15 protein-coding genes and 1 pseudogene are annotated in these 23,561 nt (G+C 30.8%); 12 read left to right on the top strand and 4 right to left on the bottom strand.

Annotation, left to right across the window (positions count from 1 at the left end):
- The 6 genes from KPL37_RS00910 to KPL37_RS00885 all read left to right on the top strand — a co-directional run bounded on the left by KPL37_RS00910 (nucleotide 1) and on the right by KPL37_RS00885 (nucleotide 9,931).
- Nucleotides 1–930, top strand: coding sequence for an ABC transporter permease (locus KPL37_RS00910; RefSeq protein ID WP_216145315.1), 930 nt, complete (start codon nucleotides 1–3; stop codon nucleotides 928–930).
- Between the two features lie 35 nt (nucleotides 931–965).
- Nucleotides 966–1,901 (top strand): ribose ABC transporter substrate-binding protein RbsB, encoded by a 936-nt coding sequence (rbsB, locus tag KPL37_RS00905; RefSeq protein WP_216145314.1) that lies wholly within the window; start codon nucleotides 966–968, stop codon nucleotides 1,899–1,901.
- Nucleotides 1,902–1,994: 93 nt separating this feature from the next.
- Complete coding sequence (locus KPL37_RS00900; protein WP_216145313.1) at nucleotides 1,995–2,993, top strand: LacI family DNA-binding transcriptional regulator; 999 nt, start codon at nucleotides 1,995–1,997, stop codon at nucleotides 2,991–2,993.
- Between the two features lie 195 nt (nucleotides 2,994–3,188).
- A complete protein-coding gene (locus tag KPL37_RS00895) occupies nucleotides 3,189–5,267 on the top strand; it encodes a glycosyltransferase family 39 protein (protein WP_216145311.1) in 2,079 nt (692 codons plus the stop codon).
- 208 nt (nucleotides 5,268–5,475) lie between these two features.
- A complete protein-coding gene (locus tag KPL37_RS00890; RefSeq protein ID WP_216145310.1) occupies nucleotides 5,476–6,672 on the top strand; it encodes a hypothetical protein in 1,197 nt (398 codons plus the stop codon).
- A 274-nt stretch (nucleotides 6,673–6,946) separates the two neighbouring features.
- On the top strand, nucleotides 6,947–9,931 hold the full coding sequence (locus KPL37_RS00885; RefSeq protein WP_216145309.1) for an Ig-like domain-containing protein: 2,985 nt from the start codon (nucleotides 6,947–6,949) through the stop codon (nucleotides 9,929–9,931).
- Nucleotides 9,932–10,209: 278 nt separating this feature from the next.
- Here the strand turns inward: KPL37_RS00885 and KPL37_RS00880 are convergent, their stop codons facing one another.
- Together KPL37_RS00880 and KPL37_RS00875 are read right to left on the bottom strand one after the other, a co-directional pair.
- Nucleotides 10,210–10,638, bottom strand: a complete 429-nt coding sequence (locus KPL37_RS00880; protein WP_216145308.1) for a hypothetical protein — start codon at nucleotides 10,636–10,638, stop codon at nucleotides 10,210–10,212.
- A gap of 109 nt (nucleotides 10,639–10,747) precedes the next feature.
- The gene (locus tag KPL37_RS00875) at nucleotides 10,748–12,181 is read right to left on the bottom strand and encodes a zinc ribbon domain-containing protein (RefSeq protein ID WP_216145307.1); all 1,434 of its coding nucleotides are present in this window, start codon (nucleotides 12,179–12,181) and stop codon (nucleotides 10,748–10,750) included.
- A gap of 314 nt (nucleotides 12,182–12,495) precedes the next feature.
- Here KPL37_RS00875 and KPL37_RS00870 point away from each other — a divergent pair, with 314 nt between their 5' ends.
- From KPL37_RS00870 to KPL37_RS00845, 6 genes and pseudogenes are all read left to right on the top strand, one after another.
- Entirely contained in the window at nucleotides 12,496–13,389 is an 894-nt protein-coding gene (locus tag KPL37_RS00870) for a zinc ribbon domain-containing protein (protein WP_216145306.1), read from the top strand.
- A gap of 30 nt (nucleotides 13,390–13,419) precedes the next feature.
- A pseudogene (locus tag KPL37_RS20355) lies at nucleotides 13,420–13,938 on the top strand (TcaA 3rd/4th domain-containing protein); the annotation flags it as partial.
- 24 nt (nucleotides 13,939–13,962) lie between these two features.
- On the top strand, nucleotides 13,963–14,403 hold the full coding sequence (locus KPL37_RS00860; protein ID WP_216145303.1) for a TcaA NTF2-like domain-containing protein: 441 nt from the start codon (nucleotides 13,963–13,965) through the stop codon (nucleotides 14,401–14,403).
- 112 nt (nucleotides 14,404–14,515) lie between these two features.
- The gene (gene spo0A / locus KPL37_RS00855; protein WP_216145301.1) at nucleotides 14,516–15,331 is read left to right on the top strand and encodes a sporulation transcription factor Spo0A; all 816 of its coding nucleotides are present in this window, start codon (nucleotides 14,516–14,518) and stop codon (nucleotides 15,329–15,331) included.
- A gap of 82 nt (nucleotides 15,332–15,413) precedes the next feature.
- The gene (locus KPL37_RS00850; RefSeq protein ID WP_216145299.1) at nucleotides 15,414–16,031 is read left to right on the top strand and encodes an SLAP domain-containing protein; all 618 of its coding nucleotides are present in this window, start codon (nucleotides 15,414–15,416) and stop codon (nucleotides 16,029–16,031) included.
- A 177-nt stretch (nucleotides 16,032–16,208) separates the two neighbouring features.
- Nucleotides 16,209–18,869: an Ig-like domain-containing protein gene (locus tag KPL37_RS00845; RefSeq protein WP_216145297.1), complete on the top strand. Its 2,661-nt coding sequence runs from the start codon at nucleotides 16,209–16,211 to the stop codon at nucleotides 18,867–18,869.
- Nucleotides 18,870–18,960: 91 nt separating this feature from the next.
- Here the strand turns inward: KPL37_RS00845 and KPL37_RS00840 are convergent, their stop codons facing one another.
- The gene (locus KPL37_RS00840; protein ID WP_216145295.1) at nucleotides 18,961–21,159 is read right to left on the bottom strand and encodes a YhgE/Pip domain-containing protein; all 2,199 of its coding nucleotides are present in this window, start codon (nucleotides 21,157–21,159) and stop codon (nucleotides 18,961–18,963) included.
- A gap of 33 nt (nucleotides 21,160–21,192) precedes the next feature.
- Nucleotides 21,193–23,394: a YhgE/Pip domain-containing protein gene (locus KPL37_RS00835; protein WP_216145294.1), complete on the bottom strand. Its 2,202-nt coding sequence runs from the start codon at nucleotides 23,392–23,394 to the stop codon at nucleotides 21,193–21,195.
- Nucleotides 23,395–23,561 lie beyond the last annotated feature (167 nt).

Genomic DNA, 23,561 nt, shown 5'->3' with positions numbered 1-23,561 from the left:
ATGACGAATATAAAAGATAATTTATTAAAATATAAATCCGTTTTAGCATTAGCTATATTATGCATAATTGTTAGTATAATTTCACCAACATTTCTACAGGTATCAAATTTAAGAAATTTATTTACTCAAATTTCTGTGAATGCAGTTATATCATTAGGTATGACTTTTGTAATACTTACAGGTGGGATAGATTTATCAGTAGGTTCAATTGTTGCAATAGCGGGTGCAGTTGCTGCTGCAACTATAAAAAATACAGGAAGTATACCACTAGGAATACTAGCAGCATTATTTACAGGAGTTTTTGTAGGGTTCATTAATGGAATAATTGTTGCAAAAGGAAGAGTTCAAGCATTTGTAGCTACTTTGGCTACACAAACTGTATTTAGGGGAGTTACCTATGTATTTACTGAAGGTAATCCTATATCTGGGTTAGGTTATGATTTTATTAAATTAACAAATAGTAGAATACTCGGAATACCCGTTCCAGTTATTATTACCATAATTGTATTTGCAATTTGTGCGTATGTTTTGACACAAACGAGGTATGGAAGATATATATATGCGGTAGGTGGAAATGAAGATTCATCAAGACTTTCTGGTATAAGTGTTAATAACGTTAAAACCTGGGCATACATTATATCGGGTGCTACGGCTGCAATAGCTGGAATAATTGTTACGAGTAGAATAGGGTCTGCTGCTCCAACGGCTGGGAATGGATATGAATTAGATGCAATAGCTGCAATAGTTATTGGAGGAGCAAACTTGGTAGGGGGAGAAGGAACAATATTTGGAACAATAATAGGTGTATTAATTATTGGAGTTTTAAGTAATGGGCTAAATCTTATGGATGTTTCAGCTTTTTATCAAACTATAGTAAAAGGGTTAGTAATACTATTGGCAGTTTTGATTGAGAAGAAAAAGACTAACTAAAACAAGAAATAAAATATTAATTAGGGGGCAAATTAATGAAAAAATTAATGAAACTAGTTTCGGTGGCAATGATAACAACTATGACAGTGGGTGTACTTGTAGGATGTGGATCTAGCAGTACCACTTCAACTCCAAGTAAAAAATCTGATTCTAAAAAAATAGGTATGGTTGTTTCAACTTTAAACAATCCTTTCTTTGTAACACTAAAAGCAGGTGCTGAAGCTAAGGCAAAAGAATTAGGATATCAATTATTAGTTGTAGACTCACAAAATGATTCATCAAAAGAGCTTTCAAACGTTCAAGATTTATTGCAAAAGGGAGTTAGTGCTATAATACTTAATCCCGTGGATAGTGATGCAGCTCAAAGTTCAGTTATGGAAGCTAATAACGAAAAAATTCCATTAATAACTGTAGATAGAAAATCTAATGGAGGAGAAGTAGTTTGTCATATAGCTTCAGATAATGTAAAAGGTGGAGAAATGGCAGGTAACTTTATAAAAGAGCAACTTGGTGATAAAGGTAATATAGCAGAACTTCAAGGAACAACAGGTGCTTCTGCAACACGTGATAGAGGAAAAGGGTTTCATAATATAGTTGATGTAGACAAAAACTTAAAGGTTGTATCATCTCAACCAGCTGATTTTGATAGACAAAAGGGACTAACTGTAACTGAAAATATGCTACAATCAAATTCTAATATTCAGGCTATTTTTGCACAAAATGATGAGATGGCATTAGGAGCTGTTAAAGCATTAGGTACTTCAGGTAAAAAAGCTATAGTTGTTGGATTTGACGGAGGCGACGATGCAAAAAAAGCTGTAGATGCCGGTGAAATGACAGCTACAGTAGCACAACAACCAAAGTTAATGGGAAGTATGGCTATAGAAAATGTCAAAAAGATATTAAGTGGCGCAAGTGTTGCTAAGGAAATCGGAGTTGACTTAAAATTATATGTAAAGACTAAAAAATAAAAATGATGAGGTCTATTGGTCAATTGTAGATTATTAATATATAATTAAAATTATATAGTTGTATATTCTATGAAGAATTGAGGTAGTTAAATAATGAATAAGATAACAATGAAAGATATTGCAGAAAAAGTAGGTGTCTCAAAAACCACAGTATCTTTGGTTATCAATAAGAAGGACGATAATATAAGTGAAGAAACTAAAAAGAGAATTTATAAAGTAATAGAGGAAACTGGATATATTCCTAACAATATCGCTAGGGGTTTAAAGACTAAAAAGTCTGGAAGTATTGCAATAATTATGCCAGATATAACAAATCCATTCTTCTCAGAGTTATCAAGGGCTATAGAAGATGTTGCAAATAAATTAGGGTATAATGTGATACTCTGTAATTCTGATAATAATGCAAATAAGGAAAAGAAGTATGTAAAACTTTTAATAAGTAAATTAATTGATGGGATAATTTTAATACCAGGACAAGAAAGTGAGGATAGTGCTAAATTATTAAAACTAAATGATATACCATTTGTATTTGTAGATAGGTATATTAAAGGTTTTGAAGATTATCCTGGTGTTTATTTTGACAATAAAAAGGGAATACAATGTGGAATAGAATATTTGTATGGTAAAAATAAGAAAAACATAGTATTTGTATCAGGGCCAAAGAAAATAACTATAAATAAAGAAAGAATAAATGGATACAAAGAGAGTATGACTAAATACGGAATTTACAATAAATCATTAATTTTTGAAAGTACATTTACTTTAGAAGGTGGTATTGAAGTAACTAATCATATAATTGATGAATGTACAACTGTTGATGCTATTTTTTATTCCAACGACATAATGGCTATAGGGGGAATGAAAACTCTTAAAAGAAGAGGATATAAAATCCCTGAAGACATTGTAATAATGGGTTTCGATGGAATAGAATTATCTAAAATGATTGAACCAGAACTTACAACAATTCAACAACCTATTTATAGTATGGGACAAGAGGCTTGCAAACTAATAATAGATATTATAAAAGGAGAATCAATAGATAATTCGAAAATATATTTTTCACCGAGTATTGTAGTTCGCGGAACAACTTAGCAGTGATGTAGCGTTGTGAGGAATAAGCATATATTTAAAGACACTGAATAATTCGGTGTCTTTTTTTGCTTGTCATAATAATAATTAACATATTTTTCACATAGTTATGTGATATTTTTTATACATTCCTTTGTTATTATTTAAATATAATAATTTATAAATGTTGGGACTCATTCTAAAAAGGGGCAAATAAAAATGGAAAAATTAAAACTTTATAAGGAAAAGATTTTACTGTCATTAATCTTAATATTATCTGCAATTTTAAATTTTGCTAATCTAGGTGTAAATGGATATTCAAATGCGTATTATGCTGCGGGCGTTAAAAGTATGACTTTGAGTCTTAAGAATTTCTTTTTCGTATCTTTTGACCCAGCAAGCTTTGTAACCATTGATAAACCGCCTTTAGGGTTTTGGCTTCAAGCTATTTCTGCTAAAATATTTGGATATAGTGGATGGAGTATTATTCTTCCACAGGCTCTTGCGGGAGTAATCTCAGTTTTCGTAATATATAAAATTGTTAATAGATCTTTTGGAACTACGGCGGGACTTCTCTCAGCACTGTTTCTTGCAACGACTCCAATTTTTGTTGCAGTAAGTAGAAATAATACATGTGATAATTTACTTGTTTTAACTCTTCTAATCGCATGTTGGTTTATATCTATAGCAGCGCAAAAAGGGAAATTTAAATATCTCCTAATAGGACTTGCTATTGTAGGTATTGGTTTTAACATAAAAATGCTTCAAGCTTATATGGTTATTCCAGCTATATATTTAGTTTACCTTTTATCAAATGCTATTTCTCTTAAAAAGAGAATAATTCATCTTATCTGTGGAACCCTTGTATTACTTGTCGTTTCATTCTCATGGGCTATAGTTGTAGATTTAATACCTGCTGCAAATAGACCTTATGTAGGCAGCAGTACAAATAACTCAGAACTAGAACTTATAATTGGACATAATGGACTAGAACGACTTGGACTTGGAACCACTACTACTGGTACGCGTGGAGGTAGCGCTAAAACTCAAGTTGAAACTACAACTTCTAGTAATACAAACCCTCAAGGCGGAGTGCAGGGAGGTACCCCTCCTACAGGTACTAGACCTAGTGGAATGCCAAGTGGCGGCGGTCAAAGTGGAAAATCTGGTGGTGGAGGTAACAGCACCATGGGTGGTGCCGAACCAGCTAGCTTTGCAAGATTATTCTCAAATAATGGGTTGTCTACTCAAATAATTTGGTTATTTCCTCTTGCAGTTCTTGGAATCCTCGCAGCAGCTCTAAAGGAAAAATTCAAACCTGCTTTTAATAACAAGAGAAAATTGGATTTACTATTATGGTCAATGTGGTTATTACCTGAATTTATATATTTCAGTTTCACAACAGGTACATTCCATCCTTATTATTTAACTATGATTGCTGCACCAATTGCAGCATTATCAGGAATAGGCATTGTTTCTATGTGGGAGCTTTACATTGAGCGTACCTGGAAATCATGGATATTACCAGCAGCACTTATTATAAGTGGAGCACTACAGTTATTGATTTTATCTTACATGTACAGTACTTCAAGTATAACTAAGATTTTAATGATAGCACTTTCTGTTTTATGTTTTATATCATCAATAATACTTATTGTACTTAAGGTAAAGAAAAATAATAATTTGAGACTTTCAAAGATGTTAGTAGCCACTGCTTTAATAGGACTTCTAATAACCCCTATAACTTTGTCTGTAACTACTTTGTTTGGTGCAATGGGATCAATGCCAGCTGCAGGACTAAGTAAAATTTCTAGTTCTAAAACTGGAAGTTCAAGCATGGGAAGCTCAATGAGGGGCTCAAGTACATCAAGTAATGCAAAGTTAATAAAATTCTTACAAGCTAATAAAACTACAGAAAAATATATTCTTGTAACTTCATCTACCAGTGGTGCAGCATCAGATATAATAATCAAAACCGGTGAAGCTGTAATGACTTGGGGTTTCTTTGGAACTGATAAAGCGATAACACTCGCTCAGTTTAAAGCACTTGTTAAGAGTGGAGAAGTTAGATATGTAATGGTAGGAGGTCAAGGTTCAACTAATGATGTCATGACATGGGCTAAAAAAGTTGGTGCAATAGTTCCTGAAAGTAAATGGAAGGATACTGCTACAACTTCTACTAAGGCAGCAACAACTTCAACTAGTAAAACAGCTGTTACCACTTCAAACTCTCATCAAATGGGTGGGCAAAATTCGCAAGTATTATATGATTTAAAAGGTGTCGATACAACAAAATAATAACATATTAACTTTAAAATGTTCTCTCCCGAAATTTTAAGTTAAAATGATTGTTAGCAAATGGCGAGCTTATACTCGTCATTTGTTTTTTTTGGTTATATGTATATCATAAGGAATGTTTTTACAATATTTATAGATTATTCATTGACTGCATTATTCATGTTTTGTACAATGGTAAATGTAAATTATAATAAAGGAGGGGAACTATATGACTAGAACTAAGGGAGCTAAGAGGAATAAATTGATAGGAATACTTATTATTTTAGTAGGTATACTAGCAGTTTTTGCATACATGATATTATATACTGGTGGAGCGACATTTAAAAAAACAACTAGCACAGGGGTTATAGGAAAACTTGCAAAGGTGCAGGTAATAGGTGGAGAATTCGAATTAACGCAAGAGAATATGGATGAGTTAACTACCTTATATTTTGCAAAGCCTATAACTAAAGGAAATATAATTCTTACAGGAGCTAATGTAGAAATTTTAAATGATGAGCTTTTAATTGAGGCTCCTATAAAATACAAGAATCTTGATTTATTATTTTCATCAAAGGGAAAAGTAAGTGTTTTAAATGGAAAAGTTACGTATGATGCGCAAAATTTTAAAATTGGAAAACTTAGATTACCTAATAAATTTGTTATCTCTCAAATTACAAAGCTTGATAATAAGAAACTTTATGTTGAGGCTAATTCAATAAAAGTTGACCCAAGTATGTTTCCGTTTGAAATAAGTAGTCTTAAAATTAAAGATAATATAATAATTGCGCAGGCTCCAAAGAAGAGTCTAAAAAAATCATTTCAAGAGATTACTAAAATGAGTGGTGCAGAAATTGATAAGCAGCTAGATATATTGAAAAGTAAGATACAAGATGCCGCAGCTCTAATGACTGGAGAGGCAGAAAAAGCAAAATTAAAAGAAATTCAAGACATTATAGATAATTCTAAGGGTAAATCAATAGAAGAAAAAAAACAAATTATAAGTAAGGGTCTTAATCAAATTAATGGAGCCATTAGTAATGCATCAGACAGTACTAAAAAGAAAGAATTAGAGGGAATTAGAGCTCAGGCTGAAAAGGCACAAAAGCTTGCGGTAGAAAAGGCAAAAGTATCTCAGACGCAGAATGCTACTAAAAGTGCTTCATTAATAAAAGCTAAGGATGATTTAAGTAGTGCGTATTCTCAGGCAGGGACTTCAAAAGAAAAACAGATGATATCAATGATGCAGACATCTATGGGTAAAATGGCATCAAATTCATCATATAATTCTAGTTCAGATCAAGCATCCGTTAAGTCAATTTATAGTACAATGGATACGCAAAGCAGAAATAAATTCAAGTATACATTAGCTGCGAATGTTGATGCTACAAATCTTTCTGTGTTAAGGCAAGTTTTTGGAATATAAGGAACTTAATTAGCCTTGGATGTAAGTTTTGGCAGGTGGTTTAATGATAAAGAAGATGTTTAGAATAAATTTATTCTAAACATCTTCTTTTTTAACAACAGTGGGCATTTTGTCAAAAAAAAGATTCTAAAAACATTCTTAAAACATGCAACTATAATGTTGGGACAAGCGTTATTTAAGTGTATAACAGTAAACATAGAATTATAAGTTTTTATAATATTTTAATAAAAATGCACTTTTAAAATTAAACCCAAATAAATGGAGGCATAAATATATGAATAAGAAAATTACAGGTTCAGCACTTGCAGCGTTAATAATAGCAGGGTCAACATCTTTCACGACTTTTGCAGCAATGGACAATGGCACGGTTGTTATAGGAAACAAGGCGTTTGATTTAGCTTATGCTAATGATTTAGCTAATTCTGATGAAATCATCAATTCAATAACTACAGGTGGAATGGTATATGTTAAAGACTTTAACGGAGACTGGATAGATAATGTTACAGGAGAAATTGTTAAGGCTAGTGTTATACCAGCTGTAGTTTATAAGAATGCTACTGGAACAGTAAACTTTGACGGTGCAGATGTAAGTTTACCAGATATTAAGGAAACATCTTATCCAAAAATATTTACAAATATAACAAATGCAATCACAAATTCATCTAATGTTGTTTATTTAACAGCAGTTGATCAATATGGAGAAGCTTTTGATATAGTAACAGATTCTACATATAAAATAACAGCAACAGTGAATGGAATGCCTTTAAGCCAGAGCGAAACAACATTAGATACAGTTAATAATATGGCCCAAATAACATTAAACAAAAAACTAGCTGAAAATGATGTCGTAGTTATAATGCTCCAAAAGTTTGATAAAACAGCAAGCTCGACTACAGCTAAAGTAGTGTCTTCAATAAGTACTAATTATACAGTAGCAAAGGATGCAGCAGTAGCACCACAATCAATTTTGTCTGTAAAAGCATCAGCCGAAACTGTTTCAATAGGAGATGCAGCAGTTACATTAACTGCCGATGTGAGAGACCAATATAATAATCCTGCAGATTTAACAGCGAGCAAAATAAGATGGATAGTTGATGCAGGTGGGAGTTTACTTGATAGTACTTCAGACCTCAATAGTGGTAATTTAACAGTAGATACAACTGGGAATAAGGTTAATTTTAAAGCTATAAAAGCAGGTACATTAACTATAACTGCTTATAATATTTTAAATGGTAACAAAGCTACTTATACAGTTGAAGTTTCAGTAACTAAACTTACAGCGTTTAAATTAACATCTGAAAACCCAGATGCTTCATTTAATAACGAAGAAATTAAGTATAATAAAATAACTCAAAATGAAGGTGCTGTTTTAACACCAGATATGCTTAAATTCAACATAACTGCTAAAACTAGTGGCACATCAGCTGCTGACATAACAGCTACAGCATCACTTAGAGGCGGAAGTGGAACTGACAAAAATGATATAGTAATCAGTGCTAAAACTATAAAACCTGGTACATATGAAGTTACTCCATATGTAGGAACCACATTTGATGCAAGTACAACTGTAAAGGCTAATGCTTTTAGTGTGACAACTTCGGTAAATGGAGTTGCAACAGTTATTGATCCAATGACAATATCAACACTTAAAGTTAATACAAAACTTGCAGCGAACTTGGTAATAAGAAATATGCATAACGAAGCTATCGATGTAAGTGGTGATAATGTTACTGCAGCAGTTTACAAAGATGGAGTATTATCTGACAATATTAAAGTAGAAAAATTAGATAAAGATGGACAGGTAGCTACAACATCTCCAGTTAAAGCATTAAGATTTGATGCTAGCGCAGCAGGAAACTATACAGTGAGAATAAGTGTTAAGGATGCTGTTGCAACTTATGATGTAGCAGTGAGAGCAGAAGTTACGACTCTTAACTCTATTGAACTTGGAAACAACATTGTAGATAATACTATAATATCAGGAGCAGCGAATCCTATTTACAGAGTTGTAAGTGTTAAAGACAATAAAGGTGATGAAATAACTCCTGACATTGCAGCTTGGACTATTTCAACTAAAAATGGAGCAAATGTTATTGATTCTAGTTTTGCAAGTATTGTTTATTATAAACATGATGCAAAAGGGGTTATTGTTAATTCTACAATAGCTAATGCAGAGGGGATAGCTGTGAAATTTGATCCAAGTTCAACCGCAGTTAAAAATTTGGCAACAGACACAACACTAGTCGTGAGTGCTTCCAATAAAGCAATTAATGAAACATCTGTAATTAAAGATACATTAAACGTAACTGTAAAAGCTAAGAGTGCAGTGAAATCTATAACACTTGCAGACACTAAAATTTCATTGATTCCGGGAGCGACTGTTAAAAAAGAAATAGTTGTACTTGACCAATATGGGAAAGTTATAATGGATCCTGCTATGGTTACAGTAGTAAATGGTATAAAAGCTACTGCAGCAGTTTCTTATGATGAGACATCTAAAAAAATGTATATAACATATACAGGGGTATCCACAGGAACTGATACAATAGTTGTAAAATCTGTTGCTGATGCTGCTATTAAGGCAACTATAAATCTAACTACTGGTGATAACACAAATATAAATTCAATAGCATTTGATGCATATAATTATAAAGTATATAATGCGGCTGGTGAGGATAATGATCAAAATGTATCATTAACTTATAAAGTGAATGGTGGAGACATAGATGTTCCTGCAAGTGCAATTAGTGTAATTGCCGATTCTAAGTTAGTTACTGTAACTAAAAATGGTTCAATAATAAATGTTAAAGCAAAAGCTAATGATGCTACAACTGGTATTGGTGACAAAGATGCGGTTATAACAATAAGTCTTCTTACAGCCAACGGGAAAACATCTTCAATAGATTTAACATTCTGCGATGATGTGCCAGTAGCTACTAAATCAACAGTAACTATTAAAGATACTGTTGATGAAAACAAAGATTTAGATGGGACACAACTTATAATCGGTAGAGATGTAAATGGAAATGTTACTCAAGAGACTGTAGGACAGATTACATTACTCGGTATTGATCAATATGGACATAAAGATGTAGATGTAACAACTGATACAACTTGGGCTTCGGCTAATGAGGAAATTGCTACAGTAGGTGTAAAGACTGGTGTTGTAACAGCAGTAAAACCTGGTAATACAACTGTAACAGGCTTTTACAAAGGAAGTTTATATACTATAGAAGTTGAAGTGCCACAAGTAAACTAATATAGGGGTGTTAAATCTTAGATAAGCGGTTATATATAGAAAAATAGGAAAAGTAACAAAAGATGCAACCATTGTTTGGTTGCATCTTTATTTTTATTTAATTAATCAACTAAAATTAAAGTGTTGCAAGTTTCTACATTAATATATAACAAACCAAAAGGCACTGAGATATTATGTAAAAATTCACATATTTCTCGGGAAATAAAGTAGAAGCACATCAAAGAATACAAGTGTAATAAAAAAAGGATAGTAGAATAACTATCCCAATAAATACTATATTACTTAGATGAAATCATTAATATTACATCTTTACCGGTTTTCTGAATTATAATATTTGCTGTATGTGTACCTTTTTTAGCAAATATTACAGTAGATTTTGTGGATCCAGTAATTGTCCAACCATCTTGTTTTAAGATAGCTAGATAATTAGTAAATACCTTTGCATCTGTTGTATTTTTTAGGGTATATTTAGAAGTAGCAAGTGCTTTCTTTGTTTTAGCAGTGTATTTAGCAGCTTGTACTCCACTATATGATGGAAGATATGCTAAATTTTTAGTATATGTTATTTTAGCTTTAACAGGAGTTTTAGCAGGTGTAGTAGTGGTAGCTTTACTATCATTACTTGCATCTGTAGTGGTCTTACTACCACAGGCAACAAAAGATAGAGATATAACTAACACCATTGTAATATATAGAAACTTTTTCATGAAAAATCACCTCCTTACAATTTAGACTCAATTTATATTTTAAAGCAATTTATGGTAATGTCAAGTCTCAAGCATCAAGTAAGCTAGCAAAGAATGAAAATCAACAGCTTTATTTTGCTTTGCTTATACTTGTAAGCTGGTATCCTATAGAAGCGTCATATTTAAAACCATAAATGTAGCTCGAGGTGCTGGGAGTCTCACTACCATTGGTATGAAATATGGTATAAGATTCAGAAGAGGTTATAGTTCCCGATTTATTATCATCATTAATGTTGTAATTTATAATTTTAGAATCAATATAATTTTCTCTTATTCCAGAATCATATGTTTTTGATATATATGAGTGTTGCGTATTATATAGTGAGCTCCCATAAGCTACATAAGCATCAATATATGATGGTGTGCCATTATTTACAGCTTGTGCAATATTAGATGCGTAGTAGTATAAAAGATTGTCTAGCTGTGCGTGAATATCATTTATTGTATTACTGGCACCCTCAAAACTTAAATAAGCATCTTTATCATCTGTTGTAGCTAAGTATTCGTCACTTGTAAGTGTTTTGCCGTCAACTTTGCATGTAGCATATATTTTTGATGAGCTATCTATAGGGCCAAAATGGCTAGCATTTTTAACTTTCACATTTACATTTTTTCCGTTAACAAAAATGTCAGCATCAGGCTTATCAGAAGTTATATTTAAATAAGTCATATCATCAAATACACTTATGTTTGCAACTCCATTTGTAGCTATAAGATCAACTAAGTAAGGTTTGCTTAAAGTAATATACTTATTTTTGTAATTAGCTAAAATTGAATAAGTGCCAGGCATGTACGGCCCAAATTCTTTTGTGGAGTTGTCAGCATCACTTTTACCCATTACAGTTTTATTAATTGAAAAAGAAACATCTTTAACTGTAGTTTTTATGTCAATAAAGGATGGTTTAATGTTTATTTTATATTTTGGAAAAATAAAAAAACTTTTGCCAACGCGGGCTAAAGTTAACGTATGATCCGACTTCGCGGTAAGGCTACTAATATCCTTAGGGCTCATAACATCAGCATTTAAGTCCTGCATAACCTGCGTTAAATATGTAGGTTTACTTTTAAAATATGATAATAAGGGGGAAATGCTTTTACTATCTACGTTTAGTCTGGTGTCATTAGAGCAGAGTATATTTTCTAAATCAGAAGTATTGTTTGTTTTTATGTCTTGCTGAAATCTTGTTACAAGTTTACCTGGATCAGATAAAGAATTACCTACTTTAACAGTAGTAATTAAGAGTATTATTAAAACTGCAAATGCTGCCATGACTATTTTGTTTTTCTTTGACAATTTTAAATGTCCTGAAACATTCTCATTTGATTTTGACTCACTAGTAACTGAGTTTATATCATAATCAAGTGATGGGTTTGTAGCATCTAGATCCACAGGAGGATCTATTTTAGGTTTGGCAGTGGATTCTTCTCGAAGGTTATTACCACAGTTAGTGCAAAATTGTGCTTCTTCTATTACTTCTTTTCCGCATTTAGTACAAAATTTCAATTTAAGTCCCCCAAATTCGTATTATATTTATTATTTTTCAACTTTGGTTACTTCGATATGTAATAGTTTCAATTAAAATATAAATAATTGCATAATATTAGTGTTATTATTTATATTATACACTTAACATATATTCGTTGTAAAACTCAAAATACCTTCAGAATGCCTAAAACAATGCAGCTTAATTTATTTCTGTTAGAAGTATTAGGAGTATATTATATTTAATAAACTATTAAGAGAATCTAATTTATGACGAAGTACATTAAGTAAGAGTAATAATAATTATTTTATTTAGTTATTCAAGGGGGAACATTATGACATATTGTAGTAAATGCGGTTCTAAAATTGAGAACGATGGTGAGTTTTGTCCAAATTGTGGCACGAAAGTAAATCAAACCTCAAATGAGAATCGTAACAAAGAAAAAATAGACCAGACATTTCAGCAGGTTAAATCAGTAGCCAATAAAATTAACGTTTCTGAAATAATCAACATTTTTAAAAACTCAGTCTTAAATCCAGTTTCAGGTGGTAAAGAATTTGTAACTAAAACACAAAAAACACCAGCTATAATTATTTTAATTATGTTAACATGCCTTCAAGGTATACTTGGAATTTGGAGAGTTAATCAAATTATCAATAGTGTATCAATAATTTTCACAAATTTTTATAGAAATATATCTTCGTTAGCAGTTTTATTTGGGGGAGGTTCACCATCATATAATGTGGATACTAGTACCTTGTACTCCATAAACAATACTATTGATAAATTTAAATATATGAATACAATACCATACGGTAAAATATTTATTGGAAATTGTGAATTATACTTAGTAGGATTTTTAGTCTTATTTATTTGTATATATCTAGGAATAAGCTTTTTCGCAAAAGTAAAATGTACACCATTTATGATTTTTAAGTCAGTATTAATTTCAACTTTACCCATTATGGTTTGTGAAATTATATCAATTTTATTTTCATACCTTTCATTAAATTTAGGTATTGCTTTTGTTATTTTAGGTGTTCTTATTTCAATTACAACACTAGGCATTATAATTAAGGACAGTTTTGCGGTAAATGCAAACCTATACGTTTTAATTATATCAACAGCTGCTGTTATTTCTTTAATAGCATTTATTTTAACATTTTCTTATCATATGGTAGATGTAGTTAAAACAATAGTATATAAATATGGTAGTTTATTAAATTAAACAAAAAGTCCTTCATATTATAATGAAGTTATTCAAAATCTAAACAATGATGCACTTAACCCAAGAGATATTAATAATATTAGCACAACATCAAGCAATTCATTAACATTAACAAATGTAGGAAAAAAGTTTCTGATTTTCCCCAATTATAAGATAAGTATTAAGCCATCATTTGTTGAAATAACTACTACTGTAAAAGATGTTTCCTTTTCAATTAATAATGTTGTAATAGGGAGGAGTGAAACGGATAAATCCACCAAAGAATTTGGACCATACATTCCTGGAACTTATTCAATTATAGCTAATTATAAAGGTAAATATGTTACTTTAAGTAAGCCTTATACAGTAAATCTTATAGAAACTAGCGATGGAATAGCAAAATTAAATGTATTTGAGGATATTGATTATTTAAATATAACATCAGATTATCTTGATGCAGAAGTATTTGTTAATTCAAAAGATACTAACTTAAAGGTTAAAGATGCTACTAATTTTGGACCTATAGATGGTGATTCAAAGATATATGCTACAACTACAGTAGATGGAAAAAAACTTAAGAGTGAAGAATATTCATTGGCCGCAGGATCAACAAACATTAATATAAGTTTTGAAGATGCAATTAATAATCAAAATAATGCTAAGGCTCAGTTAGAGGATGTTAAATCTCAATTAAGTAATCTTTTAAACAACTATGCATCATCTCTTGCAGATGCTATTAATACCAATAATTTTTCATTAATTGATTATTACTTAACTTATGAGAGTGAAATTTATAAGCAACAACAAGTAAATATACCTGGTTCTTACGCAGAAGGGAACCAAGAGAGTCTTGTTTCTGCATATATTACAAATTTTAATATTAGTGATGATCTTCAATCTGGAAGTATTACTACTAGTGAAAGATATAATTTTGTAGATATGTATGGTGCATCTAATGAAAAAACTTTTAACCATGTATATAAATTTCAATATAATGGTACTATTTCAAGCTATCAATTTATAAGTAGAAAATAGACAATATTACAAATATTTCAATATTTTCTTTAAAAAAGAGGAATTTGTATTTTCTTGTCGAACATGTATATTAGTATAGTTTTTAATAGATATGTAAAGGAGATTACAAAACATGGGAAATAAAGAGATAAACGTGATTATAGCAGATGACAACAAAGAATTTTGTAATGTTCTTAATGAATATCTATCAAATCAAAAGGATATTAATGTTATTGGTATTGCAGGAGATGGAATAAAGGCAATAGATCTTACTTACGAAAAGAAACCTGATTTATTAGTGCTTGATATAATTATGCCTAACCTTGATGGACTGGGGGTCCTTGAGAGATTAAGTGAGATGAATTCGAATTTAAAGCCTTATATCATAGTTTTATCGGCAGTTGGGAATGATAAAATAACCCAAAAGGCCATAAATCTCGGGGCAGATTATTATGTGGTAAAGCCTTTTGATATGGCGATATTAACTAAAAGGATAAGACAGATGTTAAATAACACTAGTAATAACAATAGTGTAGTAGGAACATCTATTTATTCTGATAATATCGCACGGGAAATAAGTAAAACTGGATCTGGTCAAGATGATATGATAAATGATATAACCAGCATTATTCATCAGATTGGAATACCTACTAATTTAAAAGGATATATGTACATAAGAGAAGCAATAGTTATGGTTATTAATGACAATGAACTTTTATCATTGGTAACAAAAAAATTGTATCCAGCTATAGGCAAGAAATTTAATACTACGCCAAGTCGAGTGGAAAGATCAATGAGGCATGCATTAGATATTGCATGGAGCGGGCTTAAAGAAGAGCAAATCAATAAAATTTTTGGTTATACAATATTTAATAAAAAAGGTAAGCCTAGTAATTCTGAATTTATAGCTATGGTTGCTGATAAGTTAAGAATGTATAATGTTCAATAGTTATTGATTTTATGATACAATAATATATATTAAAGATTTAGCTAAAATTAAAAATACTGAGGCGAAGAGAAGGGAAAAATATATGAGTAATGTAGATATACAAAATGTTGGAATTGATTTTATTGTTATAAACGATAAATTAAGTGGGTTAGTTACTATAACTACTGAGGATTTGTCTGAGCAAAATTTATCTGATAATTTTATTTATAAGGTTTGTCCAGATGGTGAAATATTAAATGTTGGCAATGAGAATAAAACAGATAAAAAATTAAAGGAAAAAGCAGTTAAGAATTCAAAAGAAATTTTAAACGATAAATTAATGGAAGAAGGATTTGAAAAAATCCCAGAGGGTTTATCTAAATTAGATCTTACTAAGATGTTAGAGTTTTCCGAGAAGAATATTGTTAAAAATAATAAATATTCAAAGATGTTTCCTTATAGCGTTGAAAAAACTGATAATTATGATTTGAAAGTAATGTTACTAATGTATAATGGAAGTAATAATGCAACTGAAATTACTAAGTTCCCATTCAAGTTAAAGGATGCAAATGATAACGTAATAATAGCTGATGTTGTAGATATAAATAAAACAATAAGTCCGTTCAAAATAGGCATATGTGAAGTATTAATAGAAAAAGCGCGCCTTAGTGAACAATTACCAGATTTAACAACTTGGACTGTTACCTTTGAAATGCAATAAATTAAAATAAATAGTTATAAAGAAGATGTTTGGAATGAATTTATTCCAAACATCTTCTTTTTTTATAAAAACATTTGAAAAATATGCAACTATACTGTCAGGACAAGCGTTATATAAGTGTAAAAGAGTATAAGAGTATACATAAAATTAAACCTAAATAGACGGAGGCAAAAATATATGAATAAGAAAATTATAAGTTCGACACTTGCTGCGTTAATGATAGCTGGGTCAATATCTTTCACGGCTTTTGCAGCAATGGGTAATGGAACAGTTGTAATAGGAAGTAAAGCTTTTGATTTAACTTATGCTAATGATTCAGATAATGCTTCTGAAATTACGAGTGCAATAGCCGCAGGTGGAGCAATTTATGTTAAAGATTTTGATGAAAATTGGATAGATAATGTTACAGGAGAAAGGGTAGCTTCGGGATTAATACCTGCTGTGGCTTATAAAAATGCTAAAGGTGAAACTAAATTTGATGCTGGAGATACTAGTGTAGCAGATGTTAAGGAACCATTATATCCAAAAACATTTACAAGTATTACAAACGCTATTACTAATACATCAAACGTTATCTATCTAACAGCAGTAGATCAGTATGGGCAGGCATATAATATAAAAACAGATGATTCATATAAGGTAACAGCAACAATAAATGGAATACCAATAAACAAAACTGAAGTAAAATTAACAACAGAAAATAATATGGCAAAAGTAACATTAGAAAAAGATTTAGTTGAAAATGATGTCGTAGTAATAAAACTTGATAAATTTGATAAAGATGCTACTAATTCAAGCGCAAAATTAATATCCCAGGTAAACACTAATTTTGTGGTAGGAAAAGCTAAACTCATACAACTTGATTTAACCACTGAAAAACCTATTACAGCGTTTAATAATGAAGATATTATTTATAATAAAATAACACAAAACGATGGTGCTAAATTAACAACTGATATGATTAAATTCAATATAATTGCTAAAACAAGTGGTACAGCTGCAAGTGATGTAACAGTTACAGCTGATCTTCGTGGCGGCAGTGATGATAAAAATGATATTATAATCAGTGCTAAATCAACAAAAGCTGGAACATATGAAGTTACTCCATATGTAGGAACGACAATAGACGCAGAAGGTACCATAAAGGCATCAAAATTTGATGTGACAACTACATTAAATGGAGTTGCAAGAACTATTGATGCTATAATATTACAAAAACTTAAAGTTAATACAAAGTCAGTAATAAATTTAGTTATAAGAAATGCTCATAATGAGATTATAGACCAGAATGGTAATAATATTACCGCTTTAGTTTACAAAAACGGAGTACTAGACAATAACCTAACAGTTGAAAAGTTAGATATAAATGGACAAGCAGCAACTACGACGGTTGTTAAATCCTTAAGATTTAATGCAAAAAAATCTGGAACTTACATAGTGCGGTTAAGTGTTAATGGTACAGTTGCGACTAGAGATGTAGTAGCTATTTCAGAAGTTACAACACTTGCATCTATTAAACTTGGAAATAATATTGTAGACAATAGTATAATAGCAAATGAGATGAGTCCTGTTTATAGGGTTTTAGATGTAGTTGATAACACAGGTGATGAAATAATTCCAGATACTTCTGGATGGACTATTGAGGCTAAAAATAAAGCCAAAACAAGTTTTGCAAGTTTTGCAAGTCTTGTTTATTATAAACATGATGCAAGCGGAATTATTATAGATGCTACAGCAGAAGATGCTCAGGGTATAGCTGTAAAATTTGATCCAACTGCTACTTCAGTTAGAAGCTTAGAGTCGGATACAATACTCACAGTAAAAGTTGGAAATAAAACAATAAATTCAACAGATGTTATTAAAGATGCATTAGACGTAACTGTAAGGGCGAAGAGTAAAGTGAAATCTATAACACTTGAAGACACTAAAATTTCAATAATTCCAGGAGCTAGTGTGAAAAAAGAAATAGTTATACTTGACCAATATGGAAAAGCTATTACTGATCCTACTATGTTAAACGTATTATACGGAACCAAAACTACTGCAACAGTTTCTTATGATGATAGAGATAAAAAGATGTATATAACATATTTTGGTGAAGCAACAGGAACTGATACAATAGTTGTGAAATCATTAAATGATCAGGTTATAAAAGCAACTGCAAATATAAGCATTGGTGATAATACAAATATAAATTCAATAGCATTTACTGAAAATAACTACAAAATATATAATGATGCTAAGGATGATGTAATGGATCAATCGGTAGCATTAACTTATAAAGTAAATGATGGAGAGATTGATGTTCCCACAGAGGCTATTAAAATAATTTCTGATTCTAAATTAGTTACTGTAACTACAGATGGCTCAGTAATAAATGTTAAGGCAAAAGCTGGCGTAAATGCTGCTGTAACTGGTATTGGTAGTGATACAATTATAACGATAAGTCTTCTTACTGCTAATGGTAAAACAGATTCTATAAATCTAATAATCTCTGATGATGCTTTTATAGTTACTCCTTCGTCGGTAGTAATTAAAGATACGGTTGATGAAAACAAAGATGTAGAGGGAGTGCAATTAATAATTGGTAGAGATGAATATGGAAATGTTGTTAATGAAACAACAGGACAGATTACATTGCTGGGCACCGATCAATATGGAAATAAAGATATAGATGTAACAAATGACACAACTTGGACATCTAGTAATCCTGCCATAGCTAAGGTAGATGTAAATAATGGTCTTGTAACAGCTGTAAAGCCTGGAAAAACAACTATAACAGGCCTTTACAAAGAGAAAATATGTACTGTAGAAGTTGAAATACCAGAAATAAATTAATAAATTAATAAATTAATAGTTAGGCACGAAAAATAAAAATGTATGCAATAGACAAACAATGTCTATTTCATACATTTTTTTTAGTAAAAGATTATTTACCTGTTAAACCACTTTCATGGAACTGTTTTACAAAGCCTGCAGTTTTTTTGTTTATTTTTTCTTTGAAGAAAAGTCCAAGAAGTAAAAAAACAATGAAATATATAGCTAATATTAAAATATGTTTAATTAACACCCCAGGTATAATTCCTGCTGTTGCTTCTCTCATTCCGCCTATGGCATAAGTAAATGGCATCGTAGGATTTATATATTGAAAGAAATCACCCAGTAATTCTATTGGAAATGTTCCTCCTGAGCCTGAAACTTGTAGTACGAGTGCAATCATAGTGAGAGCTATGCCTCCATTACCTAAAACAGATACAAGTGTATATATTATTGTAGTAAATACAATGCTTACATATACCCCGAATATTGTAAGAACTATAGGGGAGACTGCATAAGTTTTTAGAAGAAATAGATTGCCTGCTATAGTTATTAAAGCTTGAAGAATTCCAATGCTTACAAATGTAAAATATCTTCCTAAATATTTTTCTTTTGTGTTTATTAGTGTGCCATCCTTAAAGTCTTTAACATGAACTGCTAACACTGAAACTAATATAAATGCACCTACCCAAATAGCAAGTATAGTATAAAATGGGGTCATAGCTGAACCATAATTAGGTATTGGATAGACTTTATTCTGTACTAGCTCTATTGGGTTTGCTAAGAAGTCACTTTCTTTTTTACCATCCCTTTTTAGCATCTTTATAAGTTCATTAAGTTTTTCATCATCAGTAAGGCTTCTTAATTTTACTGCATTTGAATGTATATCTTGATCTAGTTTTGGAAACTTTTCTTTTATTTCCTTTAAACCGTCTACGCCTGAGTCCAATTGAGTACTAGTTTGATTAAGCATGCTACTAATGAGGGGCATATTGCCTTGTATATTTTGTAACATATCTATTGCACTATTAGATAATCCACTTGCATTGTCCATAGCATCATCAATTGCTGGACCGGTTCCCCCGTCAAAAGCATTCATGGTATTATCCATTAACACTGAAGTTTTATTGGCGCCTTGCACCGCGGCTGTTATATCACTATTTATTACCTCATTATTATTGTCTACAGTATTAATCATAGAATTAACATCTGCCTTCTGATTTGTCATTTCATTTTTAACATTTGTAAGACGAGTAATGAAATTTCCAATAACAGTACTGTTTAAGGAATTATTTATTGATTTATTTAAAGTTAGTACATTGTCAATTTTCTGTATTCCATCGGTATATTTATCTCGTGATTTAACTAAAGCTGATCTAGCTGATTCAGTAGTTGAATCCTTTGAGTCTTGAAAGTCATTTAAAGAGTCTTTAGCGGTATCAGCTTTATTTTTTATAAGGGCAAGGTCAGCCTTCATAATTGGAGATATACTTTGAAGTGAACTCTTTTTACTTTCCATAAAATTATTGCCTGTTTTAGTAATATCCAAAGTATTGTCTATGGCACCCGATATAGTAGGAATATCATCTTGGACATTTTTCATTAATTTTTGAAACATTAATGATTCCTTGTAAATATCATTTATGGAACTTTCAATTTTAGGCATATTATCATCTGCACTAATTACTGTGTTGGCAAGACTTTCCAGTTGCGGTTTGCTCTTCTCAAGATCTCCTCCAACTTGGTTAAGATAAGTAAAAAGTGTTTTACTTGCTGTTTCCATAAAAGTTTGTGTGATTTGTCCTTGCAGGGAAGTTGCACCACTACCTGTTATTTTTGGAGCTATAGCATTTTCTTTTTCATTCACAGTATAAATTAATTTTGCTTTAATTGGGTCAGAATAAGATGTAATAGAAAGGAAATCTTTTGAAAAGTCCTTAGGAATAGTAAAACTGGCATAGTATTTACCATATTTTACACCTTTTTTAGCCTCGCTATCACTTACAAAGGTCCAACCAATAGACTCGTTAGTTCTTAATTTCTTTACCAAATCATTTCCAATATTAACTTTAGTCCCTTTTAATGTTGAACCATTATCAAGATTAACAACTGCAACTAAAAGTCCTTTAGTCTTTGAATATGGATCCCAACCTGCTTCAATATTAAACCATGCATAAAGCGATGGTAAGAAAGATACTCCAAGTATTATAATTAGTGTTACATAGCTACATATTATATTTTTTAGATCTCTCTTGTAAATTTTAAAAACATTTTTCATATTTATTTTAGGACTTTTAAAAATATTTTTCATTAACCTCCACAACCTTACGTATATATTTTATTACTACTCAGCTAAACCACTTTTATCAAATTCTTCTATAAATTTAGAAGTTACTTTATTCATTCTTTCTTGTAATATAAATCCAAGAAAGAAACTAACAACTAAATACTTCCCAAGGGTTAATACATGATTAATTAGTAGTTCTGGTATAATTCCTGCTACTGCTTCCCTCATTCCGCCTATAGCATAGGTAAATGGAAGCATAGGGTGTATAAATTGAAAGAAATCACCTAATAATTCTACTGGAAATGTTCCTCCTGAGGCAGAAATTTGTAGTACCATTACTACAACAATCAAAGCTTTGCCTATATTTCCAAGTACACATACGAATGAATAGATAATCGTAAGAAATACAATACTCACGTACACTCCAAATAGTGTAAGTATAATAGGCGATACTGCATAAGTTTTGAGTAGGAGTAAGTTTCCAACTATAGTTACTAAAGCTTGCATAATTGCAATAGTTAAAAAGGTAAAATACCTTCCCAAATATTTTTCTCTTGTACTTACAGGTATGCCATCCTTAAAGTTTTTAACCTCTACTGATAACAATGAATGCATTAGAAGTGCACCTACCCAAAGAGCAAGTGTAGTATAAAAGGGCGACATAGCTGAACCGTAGTTAGGTATTGCATAGATTCTATTTTGGGTTAAGGCTATGGGGCTTGCTAAAAAGTCACTTTCCTTTGCACCATCTTTTTTCAACATCTTGATAACTTCATTAAGTTTTTTGTCATTAGTAAGGCCTTTTAATTTTTCTGTATTTGAATGCAGATATTGAGCAGCCTTTGGAAAATTATTTCTTGCTGTATTTAAACTTTTTATGCCTTGGTCAAGTTGACTAGTACTTTTACTAAGTGATGAACTAATCAAGGGCATATTATTTTGTATATTTTGGAGCGTGTTAACCGAATTACTTGATAACTTATTTGTGCTTTTCATAACATTATCAACTTTGGGATCAATTGTAGTTTTAAAATCATCCATTATATTAGCTGTTGAATTAGAAGTCTTATTAGCAGCTTGCACTGCATCATTTAAATCACTAGTTAGGACCTGATCACCACGGTCCACGGTATTAATCATAGAATTAACATCGTTTTGCTGGTTTGCCATATCATCTCTAACTTTTAAAAGATTATCAATTAAAGTATCAAGACCAGTATTGTCTAAAAAATTATCCAGTGATTTATTTAAACTTATAACATTGTCAATAGTCTGTAATCCATCACTATATTTATCCCTAGTTGTAACTAAACCATCTTTAATAACAGCAGTATTTGATGGGATTATGTCTTGAACTTTAGTTAAAGACGATCCAGCAGTATCTGTTATATCCTTTATAATGGAGAGGTCTTCTTGAATAATAGGAGATAAAGATTTTAGTGAATCCTTTGACTTAGTTATATATCCATTACTTGTCTTAGTAATGGTTAAAGCATTTGCGATTCCTTTATTTACAGTAGGAATATCCTTTTGGACATTTAACAAATATTTTTGAAGTACTACAGATTCATCATATACATTATCCATAGATTTTTTTATTTTAGGCATCTTATCATCTAGACTAATTAGCATATCGGCAAGCCTTTTTAGTTGTGGTTTATTATCTTCTACCTCAACTCCAATTTGATTAAGAAAAGAAAAAACTGTTCCGCTAGATGTTTCAATGAAGGTTTTTGTGATTTCTGCTTGCAGAGCAGTTGCACCTTTCCCCGTGAGTTTTGGAGCTATAGCATTTCTTTTTTCATTAACAGTGTAAATTAGTTTTGATTTCGTTGGAGTGTCGCTAGTTACCACAGAAAGAAGATCCTTTGAAAAATCTTTAGGGACAGTTAAGCTGGCATAGTATTTACCATATTTTATACCATTTTCAGCATCGGCTTTACTTACAAAAGTCCAACCAATAGATTGATTAGTTTTTAAACTTTTTACAACATTATCTCCTATATTAACCTTAATATTTCTTAATTCTGAGCCCTTATCTAAATTAACAATTGCAACTGAAATTCCTTTAGTATTTAAATATGGATCCCATCCCGCCTTAATATTAATCCATGCATAAAGTGCGGGAATTAAAATTAGGCCTATTATCATGGCTAGTGTTGCACGGTTTCTTAATATATTCTTAATATCTCTTTTATAAATTTTATGAACCTTTTTAGGACTTATTTTATAACTTATCAAAACTTTTTTAATATACATAGCGCAACTCTTCAAAATCTTTTTTATGTGTTTATTACAAACTATAAAAAACGTATTTATATGAGCAAAACACCGTATAAATACGTTTTTTATATGTTTTTTATAATTTTTAAAAACATTTTTCATAAACATTCACAACCTTATATATAATTTTATGATGATTATTT

Origin of the sequence: Clostridium frigoris (assembly GCF_018861865.1) — a bacterium.
GTDB lineage: Bacteria > Bacillota > Clostridia > Clostridiales > Clostridiaceae > Clostridium_AD > Clostridium_AD frigoris.
This window is presented reverse-complemented; position numbering and strand designations above follow the sequence as displayed.

Bases quoted from the DNA above. Each gene is read 5' to 3' on its own strand.
- KPL37_RS00910 (WP_216145315.1), top strand. From the start codon at position 1: ATGACGAATATAAAAGATAATTTATTAAAATATAAATCCGTTTTAGCA.
- rbsB (WP_216145314.1), top strand. From the start codon at position 966: ATGAAAAAATTAATGAAACTAGTTTCGGTGGCAATGATAACAACTATG.
- KPL37_RS00900 (WP_216145313.1), top strand. From the start codon at position 1,995: ATGAATAAGATAACAATGAAAGATATTGCAGAAAAAGTAGGTGTCTCA.
- KPL37_RS00895 (WP_216145311.1), top strand. From the start codon at position 3,189: ATGGAAAAATTAAAACTTTATAAGGAAAAGATTTTACTGTCATTAATC.
- KPL37_RS00890 (WP_216145310.1), top strand. From the start codon at position 5,476: ATGACTAGAACTAAGGGAGCTAAGAGGAATAAATTGATAGGAATACTT.
- KPL37_RS00885 (WP_216145309.1), top strand. From the start codon at position 6,947: ATGAATAAGAAAATTACAGGTTCAGCACTTGCAGCGTTAATAATAGCA.
- KPL37_RS00880 (WP_216145308.1), bottom strand. From the start codon at position 10,638: ATGAAAAAGTTTCTATATATTACAATGGTGTTAGTTATATCTCTATCT.
- KPL37_RS00870 (WP_216145306.1), top strand. From the start codon at position 12,496: ATGACATATTGTAGTAAATGCGGTTCTAAAATTGAGAACGATGGTGAG.
- spo0A (WP_216145301.1), top strand. From the start codon at position 14,516: ATGGGAAATAAAGAGATAAACGTGATTATAGCAGATGACAACAAAGAA.
- KPL37_RS00850 (WP_216145299.1), top strand. From the start codon at position 15,414: ATGAGTAATGTAGATATACAAAATGTTGGAATTGATTTTATTGTTATA.
- KPL37_RS00845 (WP_216145297.1), top strand. From the start codon at position 16,209: ATGAATAAGAAAATTATAAGTTCGACACTTGCTGCGTTAATGATAGCT.
- KPL37_RS00840 (WP_216145295.1), bottom strand. From the start codon at position 21,159: ATGAAAAATATTTTTAAAAGTCCTAAAATAAATATGAAAAATGTTTTT.
- KPL37_RS00835 (WP_216145294.1), bottom strand. From the start codon at position 23,394: ATGTATATTAAAAAAGTTTTGATAAGTTATAAAATAAGTCCTAAAAAG.